A 24,420-nucleotide genomic window follows, 5' to 3' on the forward strand; every position below is an offset into this window, starting at 1 on the left:
GGGGGGGCGCCCACCAGGTGGGGGCTGGCACCGCCGGGGCCGCGGGCCCCCCCGGCCCCCCCCCCCCCCCCCCCCCCCCCCCGGGCGGGGGGGGGGGGGGGGCCCGCCCCCCCCCCCCCCCGCCGGCCAGGGCGAGCAGGCCGACGGTGAGCAGGTGCAGGCACCAGGTCAGCGTGCGGGTGGCGGGCGTCAGCACCGCAGCGGTGGTCTTCACAGTTCTTCCAGCCTAAGCGGCGATTCCCGCGCGATGCCTCCATCGAAAGTTAGAGCCGGCGTGCAGCCTTTCGACCCGCCACATGCTGTCCTGCGCCAGAAGCAGACCCAGGGGGTCAGCGGCGACGGTAGAGGCCTACCGAAGTTCACCTTCACAAAGGCGGGTCAAAGCGATGTTCGTCGCCTGGAGAGATCTGAAGTTCGCCAAAGGGCGCTTCGCCCTGATGGGGACCGTTATCGTGCTGATCACTCTGTTGGTCGGGCTGCTGTCCGGGTTGACCGCCGGCCTCGGTCAGCAGAATGTCTCAGCGATCACCGGCCTACCGGCCGACATGATCGCGTTCGCAGCGCCCGGCAAGGGCGAGAAGCCGTCATTCGCCAACTCCACCATCGCGGAGAAGCAATGGCAGCAGTGGGCGACTACCCCGGGCGTGAAGCGGGCGCAGCCGCTGGGCATCACCACCACCAAGGCCACCGCCGGCACCAGAAGCACCGCGGTGTCCGCCTTCGGCGTCCAGCCGGGGTCGACCCTCGCAACGGCCACCGACCAGATCGGCGAGCACGCGGCCGTGCTGTCCGTGACCGCCGCCGAGAATCTTGGTGTCGCCCGGGGCGACACCTTCACCCTGGCAGGGCAGCAGGTGAGCGTCGCCGCCGTCAGCGGTGACGCCTCCTACAGCCACACCCCCGTCATCTGGACCAGCCTGGACCTGTGGCAGAAGCTCGCCCCGGCGACCGACGCCAACGACGGCCCCACCGCCACCGTCATCGCCCTGAACATCACCTCCGGCGCCGATGTTCAGGCCGCCGACGCCGCCGCGGGCACCAGGACGGTCTCCACGGCTGACTCACTGTCCGCAATCGGCTCCTACACCTCCGAAAACGGCTCACTGCAGCTCATGCGCGGCTTCCTGTTCGCGATTTCCGCCCTGGTCATCGGCGCCTTCTTCACCGTCTGGACCATCCAGCGCAGCGGCGACGTCGCCGTCCTCAAGGCGCTGGGTGCATCCACCGCGAACCTGCTCAAGGACGCCCTCGGCCAAGCCGTGGTCCTGCTGACCGGCGGAACCCTGCTCGGCACCGCCCTGGCCGCCGGCCTCGGCGCGCTTGTCGCCGGCGCGGCCGTGCCGTTCCTGCTCACTCCCACCACCATCCTCGTCCCGGCCGCCGTGATGATCGCGCTCGGCGCGCTCGGCGCCGCCCTGTCCATCCGCCGCATCACCTCCGTCGACCCACTGACCGCCCTGGGGAGCGCCCGATGAGCCTGCACCTGCACGACGTCACCCTCACCTACCCCGACGGCGATACCCGCCTGACCGCCCTCGACCAGGTAACCCTGACCGTGCCCAAGGGCAGCCTGACCGCCGTCGTCGGACCGTCCGGATCCGGCAAGTCCAGCCTGCTCGCCGTCGCCGCCACCCTCATCACTCCGGACTCCGGCACCGTTACCATCGACGGCACCACCACCAGCGGCATGACCCACGGCGAACTCACCACCCTGCGCCGCAACAAGATCGGCATCGTGTTCCAGCAGCCCAATCTGCTGCCATCGCTCACCGCGGCCGAACAGCTCCAGGTCATGGCACAACTCGACGGCCGCTCCCCGGCCAAGGCCCGCAGCCGGGCGATGCAACTCCTCGACTCCGTCGGCCTCGCCGCACAGGCAGCCCGGCGCCCCCACCAGTTGTCCGGCGGCCAACGACAACGCATCAACATCGCCCGCGCACTGATGAACGACCCCACCGTGCTGCTGGTCGACGAACCCACCAGCGCTCTGGACCACGAACGAGGCGCCACCATCATCGACCTCATCACCCGCCTCACCCACCAGCAGGCCACCGCCACCGTTCTCGTCACCCACGACCGGACCCACCTCACCGCGGTCGACCAGATCACCAAGGTCCAGGACGGCCGACTCACCATGTCGGCGCTGACGCGGGGAGCGCGCGCTTAGACAGCCACGCGGACGGTAAGAACTGGTGGGAACCATCCGTTGTCGCTCCGCTATCGCGTTATTCCGTAGGCCACCGAACCGGTCCTCACGGTGAGCCGACCCTTGAAGCACGACGAGCCTCGAGTCGTACGCCTCAACCCGGCGGACCGGCCTGGCATCCTCCGCGGTCAATGGCTCACTGTTGGGTCCCCAAGCCGACCCGGCCTCGTCTCGAACTCGTTGCAACCCGCGGGGTTCGAATACTCAGGAGGGCTGAGTATTCGTCATCAGGTGGCCGGCTCGACCGACCCCTAGTGTTGCCGCGTGGTGACATTCCTGCGTCGGTGGACCCTGCGGGCCGCGAGCTTCGCCCTGACCTGGCTCTACACCCTCTACCGGATCCATCCGGCGGTGTGGCGGCTCACGGCACGTCAGTACCGTCCCTACATGGGCCGCTTCGCCCGGCTACACGCCTGGATGACCTGCCAGTTCGCCGCGATCGACGTGCCCGCGTACGGCGCCTTTCTCCGCCGCCACCACTGGCGGTTCCGCTGGTTCGATCTGTCGTCCTACCCGCCCACCGACAAGCGGTCGTACGTGCAGGCGTACCCGGAGGCGCAGCGTTGTCGGCACGGGCAGATCGAGATCGCCGGCAGCGTGGTCGACGAGTCGTCGGGCTCGTCCGGCCAGCCGTTCAACTGGATCCGCAGCCGCCGCGAGCTGCGCTCGGTGCACAAGAACCTGGCCGGCTACGCGACAATGGTGTTCCCGTCCGAGCGGCGCTTCGTCATCAACGCGTACTCGATGGGCGCCTGGGCCACCGGGACCAATACCGGCATCGCCATGTCGGCGATCGCGATGGTCAAGAACACGGGGCCCGACCTGCGGAAGATCGTCGACACTCTGTTGTACTTCGGCCCCGGCTTCGACTACATCGTCACCGCCTACCCACCGTTCCTCAAGCACCTGCGCGACAAGCTCGACGCCGATGACTTCCCCTGGGCCGAATACCGCATCAGCGGACTGGTCGGCGGTGAGGGGATGACCGAAGCGCTGCGCGACTACCTGGAGGAGCGCTTCGTCAAGGTGCGTTCCGGCTACGGGGCCAGCGACCTCACCATCGGCATGGCCGGGGAGAGCGACTTCAGCGTCTGGGTCCGCCGACAGCTGCGTACCGACGCCGCGCTGCGGACCGCGCTGCTCGGCGCCGACGAGCACCGGCTGCCGATGGTCTTCCAGTACAACCCGCTGGAGACCTACCTGGAGACCACAGCGGACCACGAGGTGCTCTGCACGATCAACTCCACGGCGGTGCTCAATCCCCGAGTCCGCTACAACATCGGCGACGAGGGCCGGCTGATCTCGTACCCGGATGTCCTGGCCGCGATCGCCGACCCCGCGGCGCGGGCCGCCGCGGACCGTGCCTGGCAAGTCGACCGGATGCGTCTACCACTGCTGTTCCTCTACGGCCGCAAGGACAGCACAATCTCCTATATGGGCGCCAACATCTACCCGCAGGACGTCGAATACGGGCTCTACGCGGGCAATCCCCAGGCGCACCTGCTGCAGAGCTTCTGCCTGGCGGTGACCGAGCAGGCCGACCTGGAGAGCCGGCCGGTGGTCAACCTACAACTCCGCGAGGGCCTGGCGCTCGACCCGGTGCAGCGGCGAACCCTCACCGACACCTGCCGCGCGGGGGTGTTGCGCCACCTCGCCGAGGTCAGCCGGGACTTCGCCGAATCCCTCGCCGAGGACCCGTCCGCGGCGGACCTGCGGGTGGAGGTCCACGAGTACGGCACCGGCCCGTTCGCCGACGCGGCGTCCAGAATCAAGAACGTCTACCTGGTGAAGGGCGCGCCGGCATGAGGACCACCGACTTCTCCGCCGCGCCCGCAGTGGGCCAGGCGACAGCCATGTTCGTCGGCGCCACCCGTTACCGGGGGCCGCGCTCGATCATCACGCTCACCCGGACCTGGATCCGAATGGTCCGGCAGATGAGACGGATGGACGGATACCGCTGGCACACCGTCTACTACCAGTTCCCGTTCACGCTCGGCACCATCGCCTTCTTCAGCGACCGTGACGCGCTCCTGACGTTCGCCCGCAGCCGCCATCACCGGGACCTCATGTGCTGGGTGACCGATCACGGCACGAAGAACGCGACAGGCGGCTACATCCGCCTCTACAACGCCGAGCCCGAGGGCTACAGCAACGGCATCTGGCGCGCCGAGTCCGACGTCATGGCACACATACCTACGTTCACGCCGCTCTCGCGTGAGACGTCCGGGCCGCCGGTGCACCGCGCATGAGAGTGGACCCCGTTCAGTCGCGGGCTGACCTGCGCGCATTCGTCGACTTTCCGCTCCGGCTCCACCCGACCGACCGGTACGTACCCCTGGTGTCCTCGGTCATCGCGGCCCACCGGGACGCCGCCGAGCTGTTCGTGGTCCGCGACCGACGCGGCGAGGTCGTGGGACGCACCAGCATGCACCGCAGCTCGCCCCTCGACGACAAGATCGGCCCACGACAACTGTTCGGGCACACCGAGTTCGTCGACGACGACGATGTCTTCACCGCCATCATGGACGCGGTTGCGACCCAGGCCGGCGGTCGACACCTGTTCGGGCCGGTGGCCCTGCTGCCCAACCAGACCGGCGGGGTGATCACCTCCGGCTTCGCCGACCGTGGCTTCGTGGACTCGGCGTGGAACCCCCCCTACTACCCCAAAATGTACGAGCGGCACGGCTTCCACCGTCGCTTCGAGGCCGACACCTGGCTGGTCGACCTCGACGGTACGGCCCCGGCTGCTCGGCCCGCAGCCGGTGCTCCGGCCGGAACCGACCACGGTTTCACCTTCGACGATGCTCGGATGGCCGCCGAACGGCTCGTCATCCGGCACGGCTCCCGGTGGCACCTGCGCAGCCAACTGCCGATCCTGCGCCGGATGCTCAACGCGAGCTTCGCGCAGTTGGGCTACTACACCGAGATCTCCGCCGAGCAACTGGCGGAGCAGACCGACGGCCTGGCGTTCCTACTCGACGAGGCGCTGCTGCTCTGGCTGGAGAAGGCCGGCCGACCCGTCGCGTTCGTCGTCACCGTGCCGGACATCTCCGACTACCTGATGAGCGTCGGCGGTCGGCTCGGCGTACTCAATCAGCTCCGGCTTCTCGCCACCCGCGGCCGGTACCGGCGGGACGCGGTCCTCATCATCAAGGGCACCGTTCCCGATGAGCAGGGCAACGGGTACCTGACGCTGCTGTCCCGGGAGTTGCATCGCAACCTCGCCCGCAACGGCTACCGGACGCTGCGCAGCACCTTCGTCGAGCGGGCGAACGTCGCTTCGGCCGCTCAGTACCGGCGCGCGGGTGGGCGGCCACTGCACGGGTACACCTTCTACGAGCGAGGAACAGCGGTGTGAGTTGGGTCGAGCAGTTGCGGGCTACCGAGGCGATCTGCCGCCGGGCACCAAGCGCACACAACACGCAGCCGTGGCGACCGGAATACCACACCGATGAGATCACCATCGACGTTGATCCCGCGCGCCGCCTTCCCGACTCCGACCCGACCGGGCGTGACCTGACCCTCGGTATCGGCGCGTTCGTCGAGACATGCCTCATCGTCTCCGCCGAACTCGGCCTCACCGTCACCGTGGCACCCGGTCCACGACTGGTCCCCGCGGCGGACAGGTACGCGACTCCGTTCACGATCGCCGACATCGAGGTCCGCCGGGTCGCCCGTGGTCCATATGCACCCGGGTACGTCGACGACGCCGTCCTCGCCGATCTCGAGCCGGGTATCGCGCACGTCCCGACCCGAGATCTCGTATCGGACCTGGCCGTCGCCGACCGGTGGATGTTCCGCACACCTGCCGTCGCCGTCGAGTTGCGGGACTGGCTGCGTCTCAGTCCACGCCATCCGCGATATCACCTCGACGGACTCACGGACCGGGCGCTCAGCCTGTCCCGGACCGAGGCGCGTGTCCTGTCCGCCGCGCTGCGCGCGTACCCGGTCACCCGCCGACTGGGCCTGCCGGCGCTGCTGGCCGCCAGCGGCCGCGGCCTGTTGCGCTACGACGGCAGCGTCCTGGTCCTCCTCGCCGCCGACGGCGACGACCAGATCACCTCAGGCCGACGTCTGCTGCGTACGTGGCTGGCTCTCGCCCGGCACGGCCTGGCGGTCCATCCGCTCAGCCAGCTCATCGACTGCCCCGCGACCGCCGGTCGGCTCGCCGAGCGGGTCGCCGGCCAACCGCTCGCCGTGTTTCGCGTCGGCCGACCCCGCATCGCCCCGGTCCGGTCGGCCCGCCGCGGCGAGCGATAGATCACTACGATCGCTAGCCTCGCGCGAGCTTCAAAATCGTGCCGAGTGTCATCGACGGTGGGACAAAGGGTCGTGTTGCCCCTCGGGCACGAATGATTTGCCCACGGTGTGCGCTGAGATCGACTGCAGCGCGCACCGTTTGCGTTTCGGTCTGGTAGGTGAGTCGGAGTCCGAGTTGCCGGTAGACCTCGGCTTTGTCGCCGTGGCGGCCTGCCGGCACCGCGCCGGACGCGCCCGGTTCTCAGCCGGTCTGATGCGAGAGCGTCACGGCGATCGCTGGACCGAACGCGACACTGAGCAGATAGGCAAGGTTGAACAGGCCCAGGGCTTCGGCCTTGTGAGAGCCGGGCACGACGCCGGTCGCTCGCAGGGCGAGTACGCCCTGGCCGGTCGCGGCGGCAAGGGACGCGAGTGCCATTGCCACCAGCAGTAGCGGCACGGCGGAGGCGACCGCAGCCAGCAGCGGTGCGGCGACGGCTCCGCCGAGCAGTGCGGCGGCCGTCACGCGGTGTGGCACCCGCACGGACGCCGCGATCAGGAACCCCGAGCAGAGGCCACCGAGCAGGTACGGCGCCAGCAGCACGACCCCGCTCCGCGTGCTGTCCCAGCCCGCGTGCTCTCGCAGCAGATCTGGGGCGGCGTAGAGCAGGGTGAAGTTCACCAGGCCCACAGTGAAAACCAGCACGCACGCCGTGAGGAACCGGCCGTTACGCGCCACTGCGGCGGGCAGAAAGCCGTCAGGGCGAACGTTCGTCCGGACCACGAGCAACACCAGCAGCGCGACGGTGACCGGGCCGGCCACCAGCGGACGGTGCGGAGTGAGAACTGCCGCGGTGACCAGCATGGCAAGGAGAGCCATGCCGAGCGCATCGAACGACGCCGGCACCGCGTCCGACGGTGTGGCGTCGCGGCGGGCCGCAGGCACGGCGGCCACCGCCAGCAAAGGCAACGCCAGCACCGCCTGCCACGAAAGGAGTTCGGCTACCAGTGCACCGGTCAGCGGACCGGTGGCCCCCACGACCGCCAGCGACGCGGCGACCACCCCCATCCGCCGAGGGGAGTCGGCCAGTTTCATGGCCGTCACACTGAGGCCGGCGGACCCCAGTGCCTGCACCGCCGCGCCAGCCACCAACGCCGGCAGTGTCGGCACCAGCACGAGGAGGATCGTCCCTGCGGCCAGCAGCGCGGCCGAGGCGGTCAGGGCCGTCCGTACGCCGCGGCGGGCCAGTAGCGCCGCCAGCAGTGGCGTACCCAACGCGATCCCCCAGCCGAAGGCGGTCACGCCGGCCGCCGCGGCCCGTTCCCCGGTGCCCGTCGCGCGTGCCAGCTCGTCGAGCAGCAGGGCCGGCGCGGCGATCCCGTACGACAGCGGACCGGCCAGCAGGGCCAGCCAGGGCGTGGCCACCCGTCGTGGTGCGACCTGCCCGTGACCGTTGGCGGTTCGGGGCCGCTGTAGGTAATCCATGTCATTCCTCCGGTGTCGGCTCGGTTCAGCCTCGCCGGGGTCGCTTACCGCCGACTGCTCGTCGACTGACGTTCGCCTCCGTGGCGTCGGCGCCGCGTCCCGGTGAGCGGGCCGACTGTCGTTCGACGTTTCGCGGGTGGGACAGCCGACTGGCTAGTGTGAAGCGGTGAGGTTCGGGGTGCTGGGCGAGATCGCGGTGTGGACGCCCGACGGCGAACCCGTCGCCGTACCCGGCCTGAAGGTTCGGGCTCTCCTGGCTGACCTGCTGGTCCATGAGGGGCATCCGGTGTCCTCCGATCGGCTCATCGAGGATCTCTGGGGTGACCGGGCGCCGGGCAACCCGCTCGGTGCGCTCCAGGCCAAGGTGTCGCAGTTGCGTCGCGCGCTGGAGTCGGGTGAGGCGGGTGGCCGTGCGCTTGTCGAGTCCGGTGATGCCGGCTACCGGCTGCGTACTTCGCCGGAATCGGTCGACGCTGGCCGCTTCGCGGCTCTGTTGGCGCGTTCGCGGGCGCAGCGGGAGCCAGTTGGCCGGGCCGCGGAGCTGACGGAGGCCCTGTCGCTGTGGCGTGGCTCCCCGTACGCCGACTTTGGTGACGAGCGATTCGTCCGTCAGGCGGTCGAGCGGCTCGACGACCAGCGCCTGGCGGCGTTGGAGGAGTTGGCCGAGGCCCGGCTCGATCTCGGTGAGCATCACCTGCTCGCCGGTGAGCTGGCCGACCTGGTCACCCGTCACCCGTGGCGCGAGCGGCTACGGGCCGCGCACCTGCGCGCCCTGTACGGCTCGGGACGCCAGCGTGAAGCCCTGTCCGCCTACGAGCAGTTCCGTCGGCAGATGCGTGATGAACTCGGCATCGATCCCGGCCAGGAGTTGGCCGAGCTGCATCGGGCGATTCTGCGCCAGGACCGCGCGCTGCAGCCGCCGGCACCGCCGTCGTCTCCGGTCCGAACCAACCTGCCGGCGCCTCTGTCACCTGGTCCGTACGGCGGATTGATCGGGCGTGACGAGGCCGTCGAGGCGGTACGGGAGCGGCTGACGAACGGGCGGCTGGTGACCCTTACCGGAATGGGTGGGGTGGGTAAGAGCAGGTTGGCGCTCGAGGCCGCTCGTCTGCTGGCCGACACGTTCCCCGCCGGAGTGTGGCTCGTCGAGCTGGCGGGCCAGCCGCACCGCGACGGCCAAGCGACCTCTACAGAGGTTGTCGACGTGGTGGCGGCGACTCTTGAGATCCGCGACGACGCCCCGGCCGGTCTGCCCGGTGATCGGCCAGGTGAGCCGATGGATCGGCTGCTCGCCGCACTGCGGGACCGGCGGATGCTGCTGCTGCTCGATAACTGCGACCATGCGGTGACGCCCATCGCTGAATTGACCGAGAGTCTTCTCGGCGCTGCGGCCGACCTGCGCATCCTGGCGACGAGCCGTGAACCGCTCGGGATCCCAGGCGAGGTCGTCTTGCCGGTGCCGCCGCTGGAGCTGCCGGAGCCGGGAGCGACCGCGGAACAGATCGCCGGTGCCCCGGCGGTTCGGCTCTTCGAGATCCGTGCCCGCGCCGTTGAGCCGGGCTTCATCGTCGATCAGCGGAACACGGACACGATCGCCACCATCTGCCGGCGTCTCGATGGCGTACCGCTGGCATTGGAACTGGCCGCGTCCCGGCTGCCCGTTCTCGACCCGGGCGAGTTGGCGGCACGGCTCGACGATCGCTTCCGACTGCTGTCATCCGGTCGGCGTACCGCGCCTCCTCGTCAACAGGGGCTTCGCGCCATGATCGACTGGAGTTGGGAGTTGCTGTCGCCCGGCGAACGGACGGTGCTGCGCCGGCTGGCGGTCTTCGCCGACGGCGCCACCCTGGCTACCGCCGAGCAGGTATGCGCGGGCGGACAGGTGGCGTCCGACGAGGTCCTCGATGCGCTGGCACGATTGATCGACCGATCGCTGGTCCTGACGCGCCACGGCGAGAGTCCACGACGCTATCGGCTCCCGGAGACGGTGGCTGCCTACGGTCTCGAACAGCTCGACAGCGCCGGCGAACTCCTGGCGACCCGTCGCCGTCACGCCGCGTGTTTCGTCCGTCTCGCCGAGCAGGCCGCAGGGCGGCTACGGGGTCATGACCAGAGTCGCGCGCTACGGGAACTCGATGCCGAAAATGCCAACCTGCGGGCGGCACTCGACGTCGCCGCCACCGACGGTCAGCCTCGCGTGGGCCTGACGCTCGCGACCTCGTTGGCCTGGTACCGGCTGCTCCGGGGTCGGCTCGGAGAGATGCGCCGGTCGCTGCGAACGGCGTTGGACATCGTCCCCAGAAGTGCGGACGACGTCGCACCGGACGCCCTGCGGCGACGTGCGGATATGTGGCTGACCGCCCTGGCCACCCGTGACGGCGACCCGAACGCTCCCCGGCAACGGATCCTGGAATGCCATCAGGACGCCGACGGGCCGGAGAAGGCGTTCGTGCAGTGGTTGTTCGCCTCCATGATGCTCGGTTCCGGAGACCCGGGTGAGGCTGCCGCCCTGGTCGACGCGGCGCTGACGACGTTCCGCGCCAACGGCGACCAGTGGGGCATCGCGGCCGCCTGCGCCACTCGGGCGGACCTCGCGCTCGTACACCGCAGCGACCTGCCCGGTGTGCTGCGTGACTGCGAGACCAGCCGGACGTTGTTCGTGCAACTGGGCGACTGCTGGGGGCAGGTGCATCCGACGAGCCTGTTGGGCACCCTGGCCGAGATCAACGGCGACTACGACAGCGCAGCCATGCGGTACCGGGAGGCGTTGCGCATCGCCGAACATCTGCGGCTGTGGACGTCGGTGTCCCGGCAGCTGGCGTGCATCGGACGGATCGCCCTGTTGCGCGGCGACCTCGACGAGGCGGCCGCCTGCCACGACCGCGCGCTACAGGTCGCGCGGGAACAGTCGAGCCGGTCCGCCGCCGCCTTCGCCGGCACAGGCCTGGCGATGATCGCTCGCCGCCGGGGTGACCTCGACGCCGCCGAGACCCAGCAGCGGGACCTACTCGACTGGAACCGGCACGCCGGTTACCTGCCCGGCTACGCGCTTGCGCTTGCCGAGTTGGGATTCATCGCGGAGCACCGCGACGATGCGGTCCTCGCCGAGCGCCACCACCGCGAGTCGCTCGACGCGGCCCACGCCACCGGGGATCCCAGGGCTGTCGCCCTGGCCCTTGAGGGCCTGGCCGGGGCGACCAGCCTCGGCGGTGACCATCGACTCGCCGCACGGCTGCTCGGCGCGGCCCGCACGCTTCGCGCGGGCGCCGGAACGCCGTTGCCCCCCCGGTGAGCAGCATGACGTCCAGCGCATCACCTCTCGCCTCCGCACGGCGCTCGGCAGCGAGGAACTCGCTGCCGAGATGAGCCACGGCGCACAGCTCGACCTGGGCAAAGAGGATTTCAGCGGCATCGGTAAGGGGATGGTCAGCGAACGGTAAGCCTGCTCGGCACGGTTGACCGAGAACCGAGCCGACCCAGGAGGTAACCGTGCAGACCGCTGCCAGGATCGCCGTCATCTACTACTCCGCCACCGGCACTGTGCACCGGCTCGCGCAGGCATTCAGCGACGGAGCGGCCGACGCCGGCGCGGAGGTCCGCTTGCGCCGGGTGGCGGAGTTGGCACCGGATCAGGTCGTCGATGCCAGGCCGCAGTGGCGGGCCCACCTCGACGCCACCGCCGATGTTGCGCTCGCCACCCTGGACGACCTGCGGTGGGCGGACGGGTACGCCTTCGGCACACCGACACGTTTTGGCAACGTCTGCTCTCAACTGCGCCAATTCATCGACACCACGACCGCCCCCTGGCAGGCAGAGGAACTGGCCGACAAACCGGCGACCGGCTTCACGGCCAGTTACGAGGAGCACGGCGGCCAAGAGTCGACCCTGCTCAGCCTTTACCAGACGTTCCACCATTGGGGGGCGGTCATCCTGCCCACGGGCTACCTGAACTACGACACCGCGCACGCCGCCGGCGGGAACCCGTACGGCGTCAGCCTCGTGGAGAGCCGCGCCGGCCGGGATCCGGAGTACGCCAGAGCGGTCCTCGAGACGGCCCGCTTCCAGGGCGCACGCCTCACCCGCCTGACAGCCGCCGTCCGCGCGGAGAGCCCACCTCGGGTAGAAGCCCGGCGACGAGCGGTACGGCATCCGGGGCGAGATCACGAGTAGTCGCCTCCGGGCGACGGATGCCCGTTTCCCGCCACCTGACGCATCGAATCACCGAGTAGAAACGAGAGAAATCATGCTGACAACAACCACCGCGGATCCGACCGAACAGGCCGGCCGGGTGACAGTGCTCGGTCTCGGCGAGATGGGCTCGGCGATCGCCAAGACGTTCATCGATCGTGGATACCGTACGACGGTCTGGAACCGGACCGTGAGCAAGGCCCTGCCGATGGTCGACTCCGGCGCCACGGCTGCCGCGAGCGCTGCGGAGGCTGCGGCGGCCAGCCCGCTCGTCGTGGTGTGTCTGCTCGACGGCGCGGCGGTCGACGAGGTGCTCGCTTCCGTGGACGCCGCAGTCGCGGGCAAGGTCTTGGTCAACCTGACCAGTGGCTCTCCCCACCAGGCACGGGCCAACGATCGCTGGGCGAGAGATCGCGGGGCCACGTACCTCGATGGCAAGATCATGGGAGATGCGGCAGACGTCGGTACGCCGCACGTCATGTTGTCGTTCAGTGGTCCCCGCAAGGCCTTCGATGCGCACGGGTCGACGCTGGGGGAGTTGGGCACGGTCACCTACCACGGGGAAGAAGCCGGCTTGGCCGCCGTTGAGTTCATGGCGCAGGTCGCGATGGGCTACGAGATCCTCATCGGGTTCCTGCACACCCTGAGGCTGGTGCAGGCAGAAGGAGTCGACGTAGCGGAGTTCGCCGAGCGTGCCGCCAGCTCCGTCGCCGCGCTGCCCCCGCTGTTGGCCTCGATCGGCAACGCGGTCAAGGCCGGCGAATACCCGCCGGATCTCGGCCCGCTCAACGTCCAGGCCGCCCTGATGGACGACATGATCAGCCATCGGGAATCCATTGGCGTGGAAGCCGTGCGGATGCGAGAGGTCAGGGACCTGATGAACCGCCGGATCGCTGACGGCTTCGGCGCTCAGGGGTTCTCGAGCTTGTTCGAGCTGCTGACAAAGCCCTGACGGCGGTCTCTCGGCACCCGTTCTGAGACGTTGACTGGAGTTGGGCGCGTGCCATCCGGCATGCGCCCAGCGCCCGGTCGTCACGAATGGCTCGACAAGGCCGTAGGCCTGCTGGAATGCGTCCGCCGGCCCAACCTCGGCCTTGCCTGAACCACCTTGCGGGCCTCATCCGCCGCCACCGTGACCAGCGCAGGTTCCGACGGCGGCGTCTCTTGTCCAGGCCGGTGAACCGCGCTCACACCCGCATCCGCGCCATCGGTGAAAGCGCCAATGCCACCCTCAAACCGGGAAGGTCCTGACGAAACTACGCTGCTGACCACGCCTCGCCACCGCGATCGTGCACTCCATCCTCGTCCTTTGTGAACGGACTCACTGGACCGGGACGAAGGTGGCGGCCAACACCCGCCAGTTGTCGTCCTCACGCACCCAGAGTCGGGTGTAGCGCAACCGCGCGGACACAGCGGCACCGCTCTTAACGGCATCCACCGCAGCGACCATGCGAGTCACCCCGGTCTGGCCGTCTTCCTGGATGTCGAGTGACTCCTCCACCAGGCTGGTGATTCGCAGTGCACCGGAGCGGTAGCCGGCCAGGTCGTCTTCCTTCGTAAAGACCGTGCCGTCCGGTCCGGCACCCACGACCTGCGGGTGCAGTAGCGCGTCGAGGGACTCGACGTCAGCGGCGCGCTGGGCGGCTTGAAGTTGCCGTTCCGCGGTGAGGAGATCCATCCACCGATCCTCCGCAGCTGGCCCCAACAAGACAAGCGGGTTCGCTCGCGGCAGAACGGCGACGTCAGCCCGGTAGTGGCGTGAGCCTCTCCTCAGATGCCCGAATCAGTGAAACCGCACGACTGGTCCGTGCACCGCAGTACCGGCCCACTCTCGTTGCAGATGTCGTCGGCGGTCGCGGCGCGCGGCCGCGCCGTCCGAGGACCGCCCGGACCGATGGGATGCGCTCAGGGCTCCTGCTTCGCTTCAGCCCGGTGGTGGCTCAGCAGTCGACTGAGCAGCCGCCGCAGCTCCGCGCGCTCGTTTCCGGACAATGGCGCAAGCAGATCGTTCTGGATGTCGAGGACCTGCTCGTCGAGCCAGCGCAGCCGCTGGCGGCCGGCTGGCGTGACGGTGATGACGTTGCGCCGCCGGTCGGCCTGGTCAGGCGTGCGCTCCACCAGTCCGGTCTGGGCCAGCTCATTGATCGTCGCCACGATGTCGCTGACGTGGATGCCGCTTCGCCGCCCCAGCGCGGCCTGGCTGGCCGGACCAAACTCGTCCAGCGAGGCCAGCACCCGGTAGTGGTAGCCCCGCGCGCCGGCCCGGGCGAACCCGTCCGCGACCAGCCGCCCCGCGTGAGCGGCGGTCTGCGTCATCAACCAGCTGGTGAGTCCGCTGAGTCGAGCCGGCGTCTCGTCCTGGACGGATGGATCCACGGACCCATCCTACCAGTCTGTTGGTGACACCTACGATTTGATACCGTTGGTCGACCAAACGTTGGGCTAACCAATGAATGAGCTGATCGCGAGGTGACGAACCATGAGCGAGGCCACCCACACCCTCGACATGACCATGATGTTCGCGGTGCACGACGCCCTGCGCCGAGACCTGGCCCAGCTGGCCCGGGTCTCCGCCACCACCGACGACGATCCACGGCAGATCCTGCGTGCGGCGGTCGGCTGGGAGATGTTCAAGTCGTTCCTCCGGGTGCACCACACCTCCGAGGACGTCGCGGTCTGGGGCCCGATGGAGACCCGGCTGGCCGACCAGCCGGACAGGGCACTGCTCGACGCCATGGAGGCGGAACACGCGGCAATCGATCCGCTGCTCGACGCCGTGGACGCCGCCATCGCCGACCGGGAGTCCGGGCCGCAGCGCCTCGGCGACGTCGTCGACGCCCTCTATCTGAGCGTCACCGGGCACCTGCGGCACGAGGAGGACGAGGGCCTGCGCCTCGTCGAGTCGGTGCTCACCCCGCGGCAGTGGGCGGCGTTCGGTCAGGACCACCGGAACCGCGTCGGCGCGGACTCCCCGCGTTACCTGCCCTGGCTGCTCCAGGGAGCGTCGCCGGAGACCGTCGCCGCCATCCTCGGCCGTATGCCGGAGGAGATCAAGAGGGCGTACGCCACCGAGTGGCGGGCCGAGTACCTCGACGTCCGCCCCTGGAACCCCCGCATTCGCTGATCCGCAAACGCCGACTCTGGAGAAAATCAATGCCTGTCTACGAAGAATCGAAGGCCTCGCTGGCGGTGGCGCCGGAAACGGGCCCACCACCACGACTCGGCCTCGCACTGCTGGTCATCGCGGCCGCCCAGCTGATGCTCGTGCTGGACAACACGATTACGAACGTGGCCCTGCCGAGCATTCAGCGGGCACTGGGGATGGCCACCGCCGACCTCAACTGGGTGATCACCGCGTACGCGCTCGCCTTCGGCGGTCTCCTGCTAGCCGGTGGCCGAGCCGGTGACCTGTTCGGTCGACGGCGGGTCTTCCGGATCGGCCTGGTCCTGTTCACCGTCGCCTCACTGCTGGGTGGCTTCGCCTGGTCCGGCACCGTCCTCATCGCCGCCCGGGTGCTGCAGGGCGTCGGCGCCGCCATCGCGGCGCCTACCGCGCTGTCGCTGCTGGCCACGACGTTCCCCGCCGGGCCGGCACGGAACAAGGCGCTGGGTGTCTACGGGGCGATGGGCGGCCTGGGCTCGGTGGTCGGCCTCCTGCTCGGCGGCGCCCTCACCCAGTACGTCAGCTGGCGGTGGGTCCTGTTCGTCAACGTGCCCATCGCCGTGCTCGTGCTGCTCGGCACGTCGGTGCTGCCACGAGGAGAGCGCGAGCGTGGTCGGGCGGACCTCTCCGGTGCCGCCACCGCCACCGCCGGGCTCGCCGCACTGGTGTTCGCCATCAACCACGCGGCCCTGCACGGCTGGCGTGACACCGTCACCCTGGGCTTTCTGATCGCTGCCGCGGTCCTGCTGATCGCTTTCGTCCTCGTCCAGCGCTCCGCAGCGGCGCCCATGCTGCCCGGCCGGATCCTCAGCGACCGGGCACGGACCGGCGCGTACGTCACCATGTTCCTGGTAGGCGGCGGCATGTTCGCCCTGTTCTATTTCCTCACTCTCTATATGCAGGTGGTCAAGGGCTACCCCCCGATGCGGACCGGCCTGGCCTACCTGCCGTTCACCGTCGGCATCGCGGTGGCGGCTGGCGGCGTCGGTCCCCAGTTGCTGTCCCGGCTGACGGCCCGCGCCCTGACGGTGGGCGGCCTGGTGCTGGCGGCCATCGGCATGGGCTGGTTCGGGGCGCTCAGCCCGACGTCGAGCGCCCTTGCCGCGCTGCTGCCAGCTCAGCTGGTCGCCGGCTTCGGATTGGGACTTACCTTCGTGGCCACCACAGTGGTCGCGATCAACGGGGTGACTCCGCAGGACACCGGTATCGCCTCTGGCGTGGTCAACACCAGTCAACAGATCGGCGGCGCACTCGGCCTTGCGCTGCTCAGCGGCGTGGCCGCCGCAGTGACCGCTGCCCAGCCCTCGGGCACCGCCCTCCCGGACGCACTGACCAGCGGGTACGTCGACGGGCTGCTGCTCGGCGGAGCGGTCTTCCTGGTGGCCGCGATCGTCGCGGCCGTGACGATGAACGCACGCGTGGTGGCATCGCACTGACACCACGCGGCTGCCGCCCGGTTTCCCTCTGCCGGGCGGCAGCTCCGCTGGTGAGGGCGGGCTCGCCCTTCTGCCGGTCAACATGTCACCCGGTGGTGGCCAACTCGTCTTCGGAGACCGTCGCACTGGTCGTCCGACGGATGGCGACGGTGACGAGCAACGCGGCGGTCGTCAGCGCCACACCGAACCAGAGGGCGCTGTCGACGCCAAGACTGTCGGCGAACCATCCACCAAACAGCGCGCCCAGCGCGATGGACGTGTTGTAGCCCATGGTGTTGATGGACATGGCTGCCTCGAACTTCCCGGGTGCGGCGCCGAGCATCAGGTTGATCTGGCACAGGTTCGCGGCGCCGAAGGACGCTCCCCAGAGGGCAACGGCGAGGATCAGTCCGGGCCGTGTGTGCCCGATGGTGAGCAGCAGCAACATCGCCGTCACGAGTCCTGCACAGGCAAGGACGAAGCTGACCCAGAGATTCTTGGTCACCGTGTGGCCGGCGATGAAGTTGCCGGCCGTACCGCCGATGCCGTAGATCACGAGCAACACGGTGATGAAGGCGGCCGACGCCGACGCCTGTTCCTCCGCGAAGGGCCGGATGTAGGTGTACGCGCCGAAATGGCCGAGCACGTACAGCGTCACGGCGACCATCACCAGGCGCAGTTGCGGGTACTGGAAAGGGAGTCGGAAGACATCCCGGACCGGGACGGCGTTCTGCGAGGGCAGCGAGGGAATGGCCACGGTGACCGCGAGGAACATCAGCGCGCTGAGGCCGGCCCAGATGAGGAATGTGGCTCGCCAGTTGGTGAGGCTTTCCAGGAAGGTGCCGAGTGGAATACCCACCACGGCGGCGATCGAGATGCCGGACAGCGCGACCGCCGAGGCTCGGGGGGCGAGACGTCCAGGTACGAGGCGCATCGCCATGCTCACACCGATGGCCCAGAAGACGCCATTGGCGAATCCCATGACGAGCCGGGTGGTGAGGACCAGGGCGAAGTTCGGTGCGGCGGCGGTGAGCAGGTTACCCAACGCCAGGATCGCCAGGAGTACCGACAGCAGGATGCGCCGGTTGATGCGCCTGGTCCACGCGACGATGAACGGCACGCCGAGCCCGGCGGAGATGCCGTACAGGGTGACCATCAATCCGGCGACGCCCGCGGACACATCCAGGTTCGCGCTCACCGGGGTGAGCAGGCCGACGGGCATCAGTTCGGTGGTGACGAAGGTGAACAGGCTGGCGGTGATGACGGCTACACCCAGCCATGACCTCAGGGTCGAGTACGGGTGCTCATCGATTGTGGTCATGTCTTCTTTCTTGTCGGGAGGGGACAGCGGTCGGCGATGGCGCGTGTGAAATCGGCCGGCTTCCGCTGATGGCTGGCGACGGCGAAGTTGGTCCGCGGTGCTGGAGGTTTCGGCCGGACAACGGCCGCGCCGTGCCGGTTCTACTCGAAGCTTCACCCGAATGGATCAATGAGTCCAACACATGCTTGTCACCTCATCGATCGTGAAAGAAGATGGATCTGTGGAGCTACAGCAGATGCGCTACGTGATCGCGGTCGCCGAGACGAGCAGCTTCACCCGGGCCGCCGAGCGCTGCCTGGTGGTGCAGTCCGCGCTCAGTCACCAGATCGCGCGCCTGGAACGGGAACTGGGCGCGAAGCTCTTCGAGCGCACCAGCCGACGTGTCCGGTTGACCCAAGCCGGCGCCGCGTTCCTGCCAGCCGCCCGTCAGTGCGTAGACGCCGCAGAGCGGGCTTCCGCCGAGGTCGCGGGGGTCGTCGGTGAGGTACGCGGACGGCTCGTGATCGGCCTGATCTCCACCGTCGCCGCAGTCGACCTTCCCGGCGTCCTGCGAGACTTCCGTCAGCGGTACCCCTCCGTACGCATCAACCTCTGTGCGGGTGCCAGCGAGGAACTCATCGAGCAGGTCAAGCAGGGCAGCGTCGAGGCGGCCTTTCTCGGCCTCCCCACCACCGCGCGACCCGAAGGCGTCAACGCTCGAGAGCTCGCCCGCGACCGGCTCGTCGCCGTGGTCGCCCCGGACCATCCCCTCGCCGCCGAGTCAGCGGTCAGCCTGCGTCGGCTCTCCACCGAAGTTTTCGTCGACCTGCCGGCCAAGACCGCCGGGCGAATCCAGTCCGATCAGGCATTCGCGGCCGCCGGTCTCAGCCGCGACGTCGCCTTCGAGGTGACCAACGCCTACCTCACGTCCCGGTTGGTCGAGCAGGGACTTGCCGTGGCGATGCTCCCGTCCGCCTATGCGCCGCAGCTCACCGGCGTCACCACCATCCAGGTCACGGACGCGCCGACCCGCGTCGAGCACGTCATTTGGAACCGGGCCGAACTCACGCCCGCGGCGAAGGCATTCCTCGCACTCCTCGACATCCACGTCAATGACACCGAAAGCCACGAGTGACGCTCGCTGGGCACCGCCGTAGGCGTTGCGATCGCCCACGCACCGAGCGCGACGGGTGCCAGCACGGGCCTGCGACGAAACGTCGGCCGCAACTCACCCTCGACCAGTTTCCGCGGCTCCGACTGGGGCGATCTTCATCGAGCTGCCCCGTCCGGTCCAACCTGCACGCCCGTCTGGCGTGGGCCGGCTGGCGTGGAGAGCTGTCCCGCGACGATTGCGGCGAGCGAGAGCCCGAGCCCGCAAAGCTGGACTGGGCCGAGCGTCTGATTGAGCAGGATGGCGCCGAGCAGCGCGGCGACCAGGGGCGAGAGTAAACCGAGAACCGCGACGGCGGTCACGGGCAGCGTGGTGACGCCGCGGAACCACAGGACATACGCAGCCAGGCCGCCGACCAGGCCCAGCCAGAGGTAGCCGAGTATGGCGGGCGGATCGATCACTGGTGGCGGCCCTTCGACGAGGAAGGTGATGGGCGTCAGGAAGAGACCGCCCGCGCCGAGCTGCCAGCCGGCGAAGGCCATCGGGCTCACCCCGGCGGGACGTCCCCAGCGCCTGGTGAGCGTCACCCCGAGCGCCATCGTGGCCGCGCCGACCAGGCCGGCCACGATCCCCACCAGGTCGAGCGCGGCATCTGGCCCGATCACCACGAGGCCGACGCCCAACACCCCGGTCGCGCCCCAGACGGCACGCCAGACGGAAAGTCGCTCCTGTAGGACCGCCGTGGCCATGACGGCGACGATGAGCGGCTGCACCGCGCCCAGGGTCGCCGCGACGCCCCCCGGTAGCCGCTCGGCCGCGACGAAGAGTAGCGGGAAGAAGAGTCCGATATTCAGTACGCCGAGCGCCCCCGCTCTTCCCCACCAGGCCCCTTTGGGCAGCGTGCGGGTGACCGCCAGCGCCACCAGGCCGGCGGGCAACGCGCGCAGGAGTCCCGCGAACAGCGGGTGGTTGGGCGGAAGAAGCTCGGTGGTGACGACGTAGGTGGTGCCCCAGGCCAGCGGGGCGAGCGCGGTCAGGGCAGTGCGCGGCAGGTTACTGGGCAACGTGCCGCCGCCAGCTCCGCGGAGGAGTCTCTCCGCTCCGGAACTTGTCATGTCGAAATTCTGATCACGTGCTTATCGATGACTCCAACACATGTTTGTCATCCGATCGATCGACAGGAAAGATGGATCAATGGAGTTCCATCAGCTGCGCTACGTTCTCGCCGTCGCCGAGACGAGCAGTTTCACCCGGGCCGCCGAACGGTGCCTGGTCGTCCAGTCCGCGTTGAGTCACCAAATTGCGCGCCTGGAACGGGAACTCGGCGCGAGGCTCTTCGAGCGGACCAGCCGCCGGGTGCGGCTGACCCCGGCGGGTGTGGCGTTCCTCCCTGCCGCCCGCCAGTGCCTGGACGCCGCCGAGCGCGCGGCCGCCGAGGTCGCGGCGGCGGTGGGGGAGGTGCGGGGACGAGTGACTGTGGGTCTGATCCCCACGGTTGCGGCCGTCGACATTCCGGCCACGCTCCGCGCGTTCCGGAAGCGGTACCCACACGTGCGCGTAAGACTGCGTGTCGGCGGGAGTGACGAACTCGTGGGGCACATCAAGCAGGGCGTCATCGACATCGCGTTCGTGGGACTGCCGGGAGGGGTTCCACCGAAGGGTGTTGACGTTCACGAACTCGCCCGGGACCGGCTCGTCGCCGTGATCGCCCCCGATCATCCGCTCGCGTGCGAACCGGCAGTCGACCTCCACCGGCTCGCTGCCGAGGTCTTCGTCGACTTTCCGGCCGGGAGCGCGGGGCGGGCCCAGACCGATCAGGCATTCGCTGCCGCCAACCTTGTCCGCGACGTCGCGTTCGAGGTGACCGCCGCTGACCTCATGGCTGAGCTCGTCGCTGCGGGTCTGGGCGTCGCCATGCTCCCCTCCGCCTACGTGCCACGGCTCAGCGGCGTGAGCACCGTTACGGTGGCCGATGCGCCGGCCCGTGTCGAGTACCTCGTCTGGAGCCACCTGGCTCGAACCCCCGCGGTAGAGGCTTTTCTCGCTGTTCTGAAGATCCCGACCGGGCCGCCCACCGGGGCGGCAGCGAACTGACCCGTGAGCCGAGCACGGCCTCCGGTCTCTCATGTGGCCCGCGCTGAGGGAGACGGTTGCGCTGCTACTGGGCGTACGTGGTGTCGGCACATCCGAATGCATCGGTTGCCGATCGGCCCGGCATCCCGGTCTGGGATGAAAGGTGTGCGGGCCAACTCATAGCGAACGCCACATCAGCGCGTGTCCCGGCGTCTCGACGACACTGTCGATGACGATGTCGACCATGCGCTCAGCGCCCGGGTGATCTGCCAGCCGGCCGGGGTTCCAGTCAATGGAGGCACTGCCCGTCACCTGTAGGGCAGGTCGGGAGCCGGTCCAGTCGATGAACAGCAGGCCGCAACGCGGCTGTACGTGGATATTGCCGAGGGTCATGTACATGGCGTTGCCGCGGTATTCCGGCCAGGACAGCGTCGTGGCGCTGCGGCCGAGGACAAACCCGGGGCTGCCGCCGCGGTGCGAGACATCCGCTCCATGGTCTTCGGCGCCGGTGGCGATGAAAAAGGTGTCGGCACCGGCCACGACGCGCAGTTGCTCGTCGGAAAGCCGGTCGCTGGGGGCCGCAAAGGTACCTGTGGTGACGTCACCGTGGGCTTCCCGGCGGGTGATGTGCCTCGGGCAGTTCGCAAAGATCTGGTCGGCCTTGATGATTAGCCGATCCCCTTGGACGTGACCTGTGCCGTTGATGCGCATGCGGTGGCGGGTGGCCGGCTCGATGGCGAGTGCACCGAGAGGAGCCGGGGCGGCGAACGCCGCTTCCAGTGGGTCGCCCGCGGCGGGCGCGGCGTCCGCGATCACACCGCGCTCGCCGCTGGCACGCAGGAAGCCGGGTGGCCCGTACAACGGGCTCGCCCATAACGCTCCGGCCGTGTCGTGTCCGCCGATCACCACCATGCGCTGCCGGATGAGGAACTGGCGCGCGATCTCCGGAAGGCGCACGCCGATGCTGGCCGAGCCGAGACCTTCGCGTGTGTAGCCGGACCTGCGTTGGACGTACACCTCGCCTGAGTGGATTCTCATGCCATACCCCTAGAAGAAGCCGCACGGCGGGCCGTCGCCGGTGGCGGTCGCCGGCCGGGGCGGACGCTGGAAGGCGTACACCTCAAGGCGGATGCCGTCAGGGTCGTAGAAGAACAGCTGCCCGGCGGCGGCTAGCTCACCCGGCACACCGTTGTCGTCGCGGATGTCGGCACCCAACCCGCGCAGCCGGCGCTCGACCTCGTTCAGGGCGGGGACGTCGGCGACCTGGAACGAGAGGTGATGCAGGCCGGCGCGGTCAGCCGCGAACGGCGAGCCACTCTGCTGCCAGAGTGTGATCATGAGCAGGTCGTGGCGGCCGAGGAAGCCGTAGCGCCGGCCGTCGACATCTGAGCGGCCGATGACCTCAATGTCGAGCGCCTGACTGTAGAAGTCGAGCGAGCGGTCAAGGTCGGTGACGTTCAACCCGACGTGGCCCGTGATGATGCTCTGATCGGTCATTCGCAGCCTTCCTAATGGTCGTTTCACCAGCGGCCGTTAGAAGCTAACAGGGGAAGCTAATGGCCACAAGGGGCAGGTATCATTAGTTCGTGCGTCTTGCGATCGAGCTCGCCAATACCGTCCGCACTCGTCGCGGGGAGGTCTGTGATGAGCTTCAGACACCTGCGGATCTCGCCGCTTGGCTTGGCCGCGTCAGCTTCCTGTGCGCCGTGCCGGTCGACAACGAGGCGCTGAACACCGTAGGTTCCGCCGAGCTGGCTGCCGCCCGAGGCATCCGAACTGTCATCCGTGCCATCGCTGGTGCCGTCTCGGCCAGCCAGATTCCCGCCGCAGCGGACGTCGAGAGCCTCAACGCCGCCGCCCGAATGGCACCGCGCTGGCAGGAGCTCGCCTTTGCCGATACGGAGCCACGACTGACGACGCGACACGGAGCAGCGGCCATGACCGGTGCCATCGCCGAGGTTGCCGCCGACGCTGTCGCCCTCGTCGCCGCCGGCCACCTGGGTACGTGTGCGGCGCCCGGATGCGTACTGCTGTTCCTCCGTGACCGGCCCAACCGCGAATGGTGCGGCAACTCCTGCGGAAACCGGGTGCGAGTGGCGCGCCACTACGACCGCCGTAAGCACGCCGCTTCGGATGGCGAGGCGGTCTGATACGCCAGGGCCTGCGAAATCGCGGTGCTGCAACGGGCCACGGGCGCGAGGGTCCCCCGCTCTCCACGTGCCGAACGGGCAGCTTGGGCCAGGTGTGGTGGCCTGCGGTCTACGTGCTCCCGCCGCGGCCGAAGGAGCGGCGGTAGGCGGTTGGTGTGGTGTTCACCGTGGTGCGGAAACGGCGGCGCAGGTTGGTGGCCGTGGACAGGCCGACTCTGGTCGCGATTGTCTCGACCGGCAGATCGGTCTCCTCCAACAGCGCTCGTGCAGCCGTGATCCGTTGCTGGAGCAGCCACTGTCCTGGGCTGATACCCAGTTGCGCGGTGAATCTTCGGGCGAACGTACGCGGTGACATTCTGGCCTGGTTGGCGAGGTCGGTGACGGTGAGCGGATCTTGCAATCTCTCCGTGGCCCAGTCGAGCACTGGACCCAGGGACACCGGAGTGTGCGCGGTCAGGGATGCTGCTGCGTACTGCAGCTGCCCGCCCTCGCGATGTGGCGGCATGACCATGTGCCGGGCGATCTGGTTGGCGTGAGCGGCGCCGTGGTCATTGCGAACCAGGTGCAGGCACAGGTCGATTCCGGCCGCAGTCCCCGCGCTTGTCGCGACGTCGCCGAGGTCGATGTACAGACTGTCGGCTTCGACATGCACGCCTGGAAATCGGGCGGCGAACTCGGCCGCCATCCGCCAGTGAGTCGTCGCCCTGCGCTGATCGAGCAGGCCGGCGTGGGCGAGCAGGAAAGCGCCGGAGCAAATGGCGACGATCCGGGCACCGCGCCGGTGAGCGCGCCGCAGCGCATCGATCACGGCGGACGGCGCGGCCTGCTCGCGGCGTTGCCAACCCGGAATCACCACAGTGTCCGCGGTCTCGAGCGCGTGCAGCCCGCTGGTGACCGCCATGTCGTAACCAGCCATGGTGGGCACGATGCCCGGCTGCTCGGCACACACGTCGAACCGGTAATTGACTGTTAGACCGGGGCGCCGCACGCCGAACACCTCAGCGGCACAGGCGAGTTCGAAGGTGGACTGCGGCGGCAGAACCAGGGCGACCACCCGATGAATGATCATGGCAGGAATGTACCTGTCAA

23 protein-coding genes and 1 pseudogene (1 of these 24 cut by a window edge) are annotated in these 24,420 nt (G+C 69.0%); 15 read left to right on the plus strand and 9 right to left on the minus strand.

The features are described from left to right. A protein-coding gene (locus ACFYP0_RS29660) for a sensor histidine kinase (protein ID WP_449289057.1) crosses the window boundary here: on the minus strand, positions 1 to 257 show its 5' portion. The gene continues 931 nt to the left of window position 1, outside the view; the window shows 257 of its 1,188 coding nt (coding positions 1-257); the start codon lies at positions 255 to 257; the stop codon falls past the left edge of the window. A 195-nt stretch (positions 258 to 452) separates the two neighbouring features. On the opposite strand from ACFYP0_RS29660, the gene ACFYP0_RS29665 reads away from it, so the two are divergent. The 6 genes from ACFYP0_RS29665 to ACFYP0_RS29690 all read left to right on the plus strand — a co-directional run bounded on the left by ACFYP0_RS29665 (position 453) and on the right by ACFYP0_RS29690 (position 6,466). Continuing rightward, a complete protein-coding gene (locus tag ACFYP0_RS29665) occupies positions 453 to 1,475 on the plus strand; it encodes an ABC transporter permease (RefSeq protein WP_386998304.1) in 1,023 nt (340 codons plus the stop codon). After that, positions 1,472 to 2,167, plus strand: coding sequence for an ABC transporter ATP-binding protein (locus ACFYP0_RS29670; protein WP_386998305.1), 696 nt, complete (start codon positions 1,472 to 1,474; stop codon positions 2,165 to 2,167). Before ACFYP0_RS29665 ends, ACFYP0_RS29670 begins: the two co-directional genes overlap by 4 nt. A 303-nt stretch (positions 2,168 to 2,470) precedes the next feature. Continuing rightward, positions 2,471 to 4,012, plus strand: a complete 1,542-nt coding sequence (locus ACFYP0_RS29675) for a phenylacetate--CoA ligase family protein (protein WP_386998306.1) — start codon at positions 2,471 to 2,473, stop codon at positions 4,010 to 4,012. Then, on the plus strand, positions 4,009 to 4,455 hold the full coding sequence (locus ACFYP0_RS29680) for a DUF4188 domain-containing protein (protein WP_357194291.1): 447 nt from the start codon (positions 4,009 to 4,011) through the stop codon (positions 4,453 to 4,455). The genes ACFYP0_RS29675 and ACFYP0_RS29680 overlap by 4 nt, the downstream gene beginning before the upstream one ends. After that, the gene (locus ACFYP0_RS29685; RefSeq protein ID WP_386998307.1) at positions 4,452 to 5,564 is read left to right on the plus strand and encodes a hypothetical protein; all 1,113 of its coding nucleotides are present in this window, start codon (positions 4,452 to 4,454) and stop codon (positions 5,562 to 5,564) included. Before ACFYP0_RS29680 ends, ACFYP0_RS29685 begins: the two co-directional genes overlap by 4 nt. Continuing rightward, the gene (locus ACFYP0_RS29690) at positions 5,561 to 6,466 is read left to right on the plus strand and encodes a hypothetical protein (protein WP_386998308.1); all 906 of its coding nucleotides are present in this window, start codon (positions 5,561 to 5,563) and stop codon (positions 6,464 to 6,466) included. Before ACFYP0_RS29685 ends, ACFYP0_RS29690 begins: the two co-directional genes overlap by 4 nt. A gap of 241 nt (positions 6,467 to 6,707) precedes the next feature. Here the strand turns inward: ACFYP0_RS29690 and ACFYP0_RS29695 are convergent, their stop codons facing one another. Beyond that, on the minus strand, positions 6,708 to 7,931 hold the full coding sequence (locus ACFYP0_RS29695) for an MFS transporter (protein ID WP_386998309.1): 1,224 nt from the start codon (positions 7,929 to 7,931) through the stop codon (positions 6,708 to 6,710). Between the two features lie 166 nt (positions 7,932 to 8,097). Here ACFYP0_RS29695 and ACFYP0_RS29700 point away from each other — a divergent pair, with 166 nt between their 5' ends. The 4 genes and pseudogenes from ACFYP0_RS29700 to ACFYP0_RS29715 all read left to right on the plus strand — a co-directional run. Continuing rightward, the gene (locus tag ACFYP0_RS29700; RefSeq protein WP_386998310.1) at positions 8,098 to 11,223 is read left to right on the plus strand and encodes a BTAD domain-containing putative transcriptional regulator; all 3,126 of its coding nucleotides are present in this window, start codon (positions 8,098 to 8,100) and stop codon (positions 11,221 to 11,223) included. Between the two features lie 197 nt (positions 11,224 to 11,420). Then, on the plus strand, positions 11,421 to 12,101 hold the full coding sequence (wrbA, locus tag ACFYP0_RS29705; RefSeq protein ID WP_386998311.1) for an NAD(P)H:quinone oxidoreductase: 681 nt from the start codon (positions 11,421 to 11,423) through the stop codon (positions 12,099 to 12,101). Positions 12,102 to 12,174: 73 nt separating this feature from the next. Then, positions 12,175 to 13,071, plus strand: a complete 897-nt coding sequence (locus ACFYP0_RS29710; RefSeq protein ID WP_386998312.1) for an NAD(P)-dependent oxidoreductase — start codon at positions 12,175 to 12,177, stop codon at positions 13,069 to 13,071. A 221-nt stretch (positions 13,072 to 13,292) separates the two neighbouring features. Next, a pseudogene (locus ACFYP0_RS29715) lies at positions 13,293 to 13,384 on the plus strand (IS5/IS1182 family transposase); the annotation flags it as partial. Positions 13,385 to 13,440: 56 nt separating this feature from the next. Here the strand turns inward: ACFYP0_RS29715 and ACFYP0_RS29720 are convergent. Both ACFYP0_RS29720 and ACFYP0_RS29725 read right to left on the minus strand, forming a co-directional pair. Further along, the gene (locus ACFYP0_RS29720) at positions 13,441 to 13,797 is read right to left on the minus strand and encodes a nuclear transport factor 2 family protein (RefSeq protein WP_386998313.1); all 357 of its coding nucleotides are present in this window, start codon (positions 13,795 to 13,797) and stop codon (positions 13,441 to 13,443) included. Positions 13,798 to 14,024: 227 nt separating this feature from the next. Continuing rightward, positions 14,025 to 14,495: a MarR family winged helix-turn-helix transcriptional regulator gene (locus ACFYP0_RS29725; protein WP_386998314.1), complete on the minus strand. Its 471-nt coding sequence runs from the start codon at positions 14,493 to 14,495 to the stop codon at positions 14,025 to 14,027. Between the two features lie 103 nt (positions 14,496 to 14,598). On the opposite strand from ACFYP0_RS29725, the gene ACFYP0_RS29730 reads away from it, so the two are divergent. Together ACFYP0_RS29730 and ACFYP0_RS29735 are read left to right on the plus strand one after the other, a co-directional pair. After that, positions 14,599 to 15,243 carry a hemerythrin domain-containing protein gene (locus ACFYP0_RS29730; RefSeq protein WP_386998315.1) on the plus strand — a complete coding sequence of 215 codons (645 nt, stop codon included), beginning with the start codon at positions 14,599 to 14,601 and terminating at the stop codon, positions 15,241 to 15,243. A gap of 29 nt (positions 15,244 to 15,272) precedes the next feature. Continuing rightward, on the plus strand, positions 15,273 to 16,718 hold the full coding sequence (locus tag ACFYP0_RS29735; protein WP_386998316.1) for an MFS transporter: 1,446 nt from the start codon (positions 15,273 to 15,275) through the stop codon (positions 16,716 to 16,718). Positions 16,719 to 16,803: 85 nt separating this feature from the next. Here the strand turns inward: ACFYP0_RS29735 and ACFYP0_RS29740 are convergent, their stop codons facing one another. Next, positions 16,804 to 18,174: an MFS transporter gene (locus tag ACFYP0_RS29740; RefSeq protein WP_355498340.1), complete on the minus strand. Its 1,371-nt coding sequence runs from the start codon at positions 18,172 to 18,174 to the stop codon at positions 16,804 to 16,806. Positions 18,175 to 18,238: 64 nt separating this feature from the next. Between ACFYP0_RS29740 and ACFYP0_RS29745 the strand changes: the two genes are divergently transcribed. Next, on the plus strand, positions 18,239 to 19,132 hold the full coding sequence (locus ACFYP0_RS29745; protein WP_355498337.1) for a LysR substrate-binding domain-containing protein: 894 nt from the start codon (positions 18,239 to 18,241) through the stop codon (positions 19,130 to 19,132). Between the two features lie 134 nt (positions 19,133 to 19,266). Here ACFYP0_RS29745 and ACFYP0_RS29750 read toward each other — a convergent pair whose 3' ends face one another. Continuing rightward, positions 19,267 to 20,223: an EamA family transporter gene (locus ACFYP0_RS29750; protein WP_386998317.1), complete on the minus strand. Its 957-nt coding sequence runs from the start codon at positions 20,221 to 20,223 to the stop codon at positions 19,267 to 19,269. A gap of 79 nt (positions 20,224 to 20,302) precedes the next feature. Between ACFYP0_RS29750 and ACFYP0_RS29755 the strand changes: the two genes are divergently transcribed. Beyond that, on the plus strand, positions 20,303 to 21,202 hold the full coding sequence (locus ACFYP0_RS29755; protein WP_355498331.1) for a LysR family transcriptional regulator: 900 nt from the start codon (positions 20,303 to 20,305) through the stop codon (positions 21,200 to 21,202). A gap of 156 nt (positions 21,203 to 21,358) precedes the next feature. On the opposite strand, the gene ACFYP0_RS29760 is transcribed toward ACFYP0_RS29755, so the two are convergent. Continuing rightward, on the minus strand, positions 21,359 to 22,219 hold the full coding sequence (locus ACFYP0_RS29760; protein ID WP_355498328.1) for a pyridoxamine 5'-phosphate oxidase family protein: 861 nt from the start codon (positions 22,217 to 22,219) through the stop codon (positions 21,359 to 21,361). A 9-nt stretch (positions 22,220 to 22,228) separates the two neighbouring features. Continuing rightward, entirely contained in the window at positions 22,229 to 22,678 is a 450-nt protein-coding gene (locus tag ACFYP0_RS29765; RefSeq protein WP_355498325.1) for a VOC family protein, read from the minus strand. Between the two features lie 89 nt (positions 22,679 to 22,767). Between ACFYP0_RS29765 and ACFYP0_RS29770 the strand changes: the two genes are divergently transcribed. Next, positions 22,768 to 23,331, plus strand: a complete 564-nt coding sequence (locus ACFYP0_RS29770; protein WP_386998318.1) for a CGNR zinc finger domain-containing protein — start codon at positions 22,768 to 22,770, stop codon at positions 23,329 to 23,331. A 109-nt stretch (positions 23,332 to 23,440) separates the two neighbouring features. Here ACFYP0_RS29770 and ACFYP0_RS29775 read toward each other — a convergent pair whose 3' ends face one another. Further along, entirely contained in the window at positions 23,441 to 24,400 is a 960-nt protein-coding gene (locus ACFYP0_RS29775) for a helix-turn-helix domain-containing protein (protein WP_386998319.1), read from the minus strand. Positions 24,401 to 24,420 lie beyond the last annotated feature (20 nt).

It is taken from the genome of Micromonospora arida, from assembly GCF_042873195.1.
Taxonomy (GTDB): Bacteria; Actinomycetota; Actinomycetes; order Mycobacteriales; family Micromonosporaceae; genus Micromonospora; species Micromonospora arida.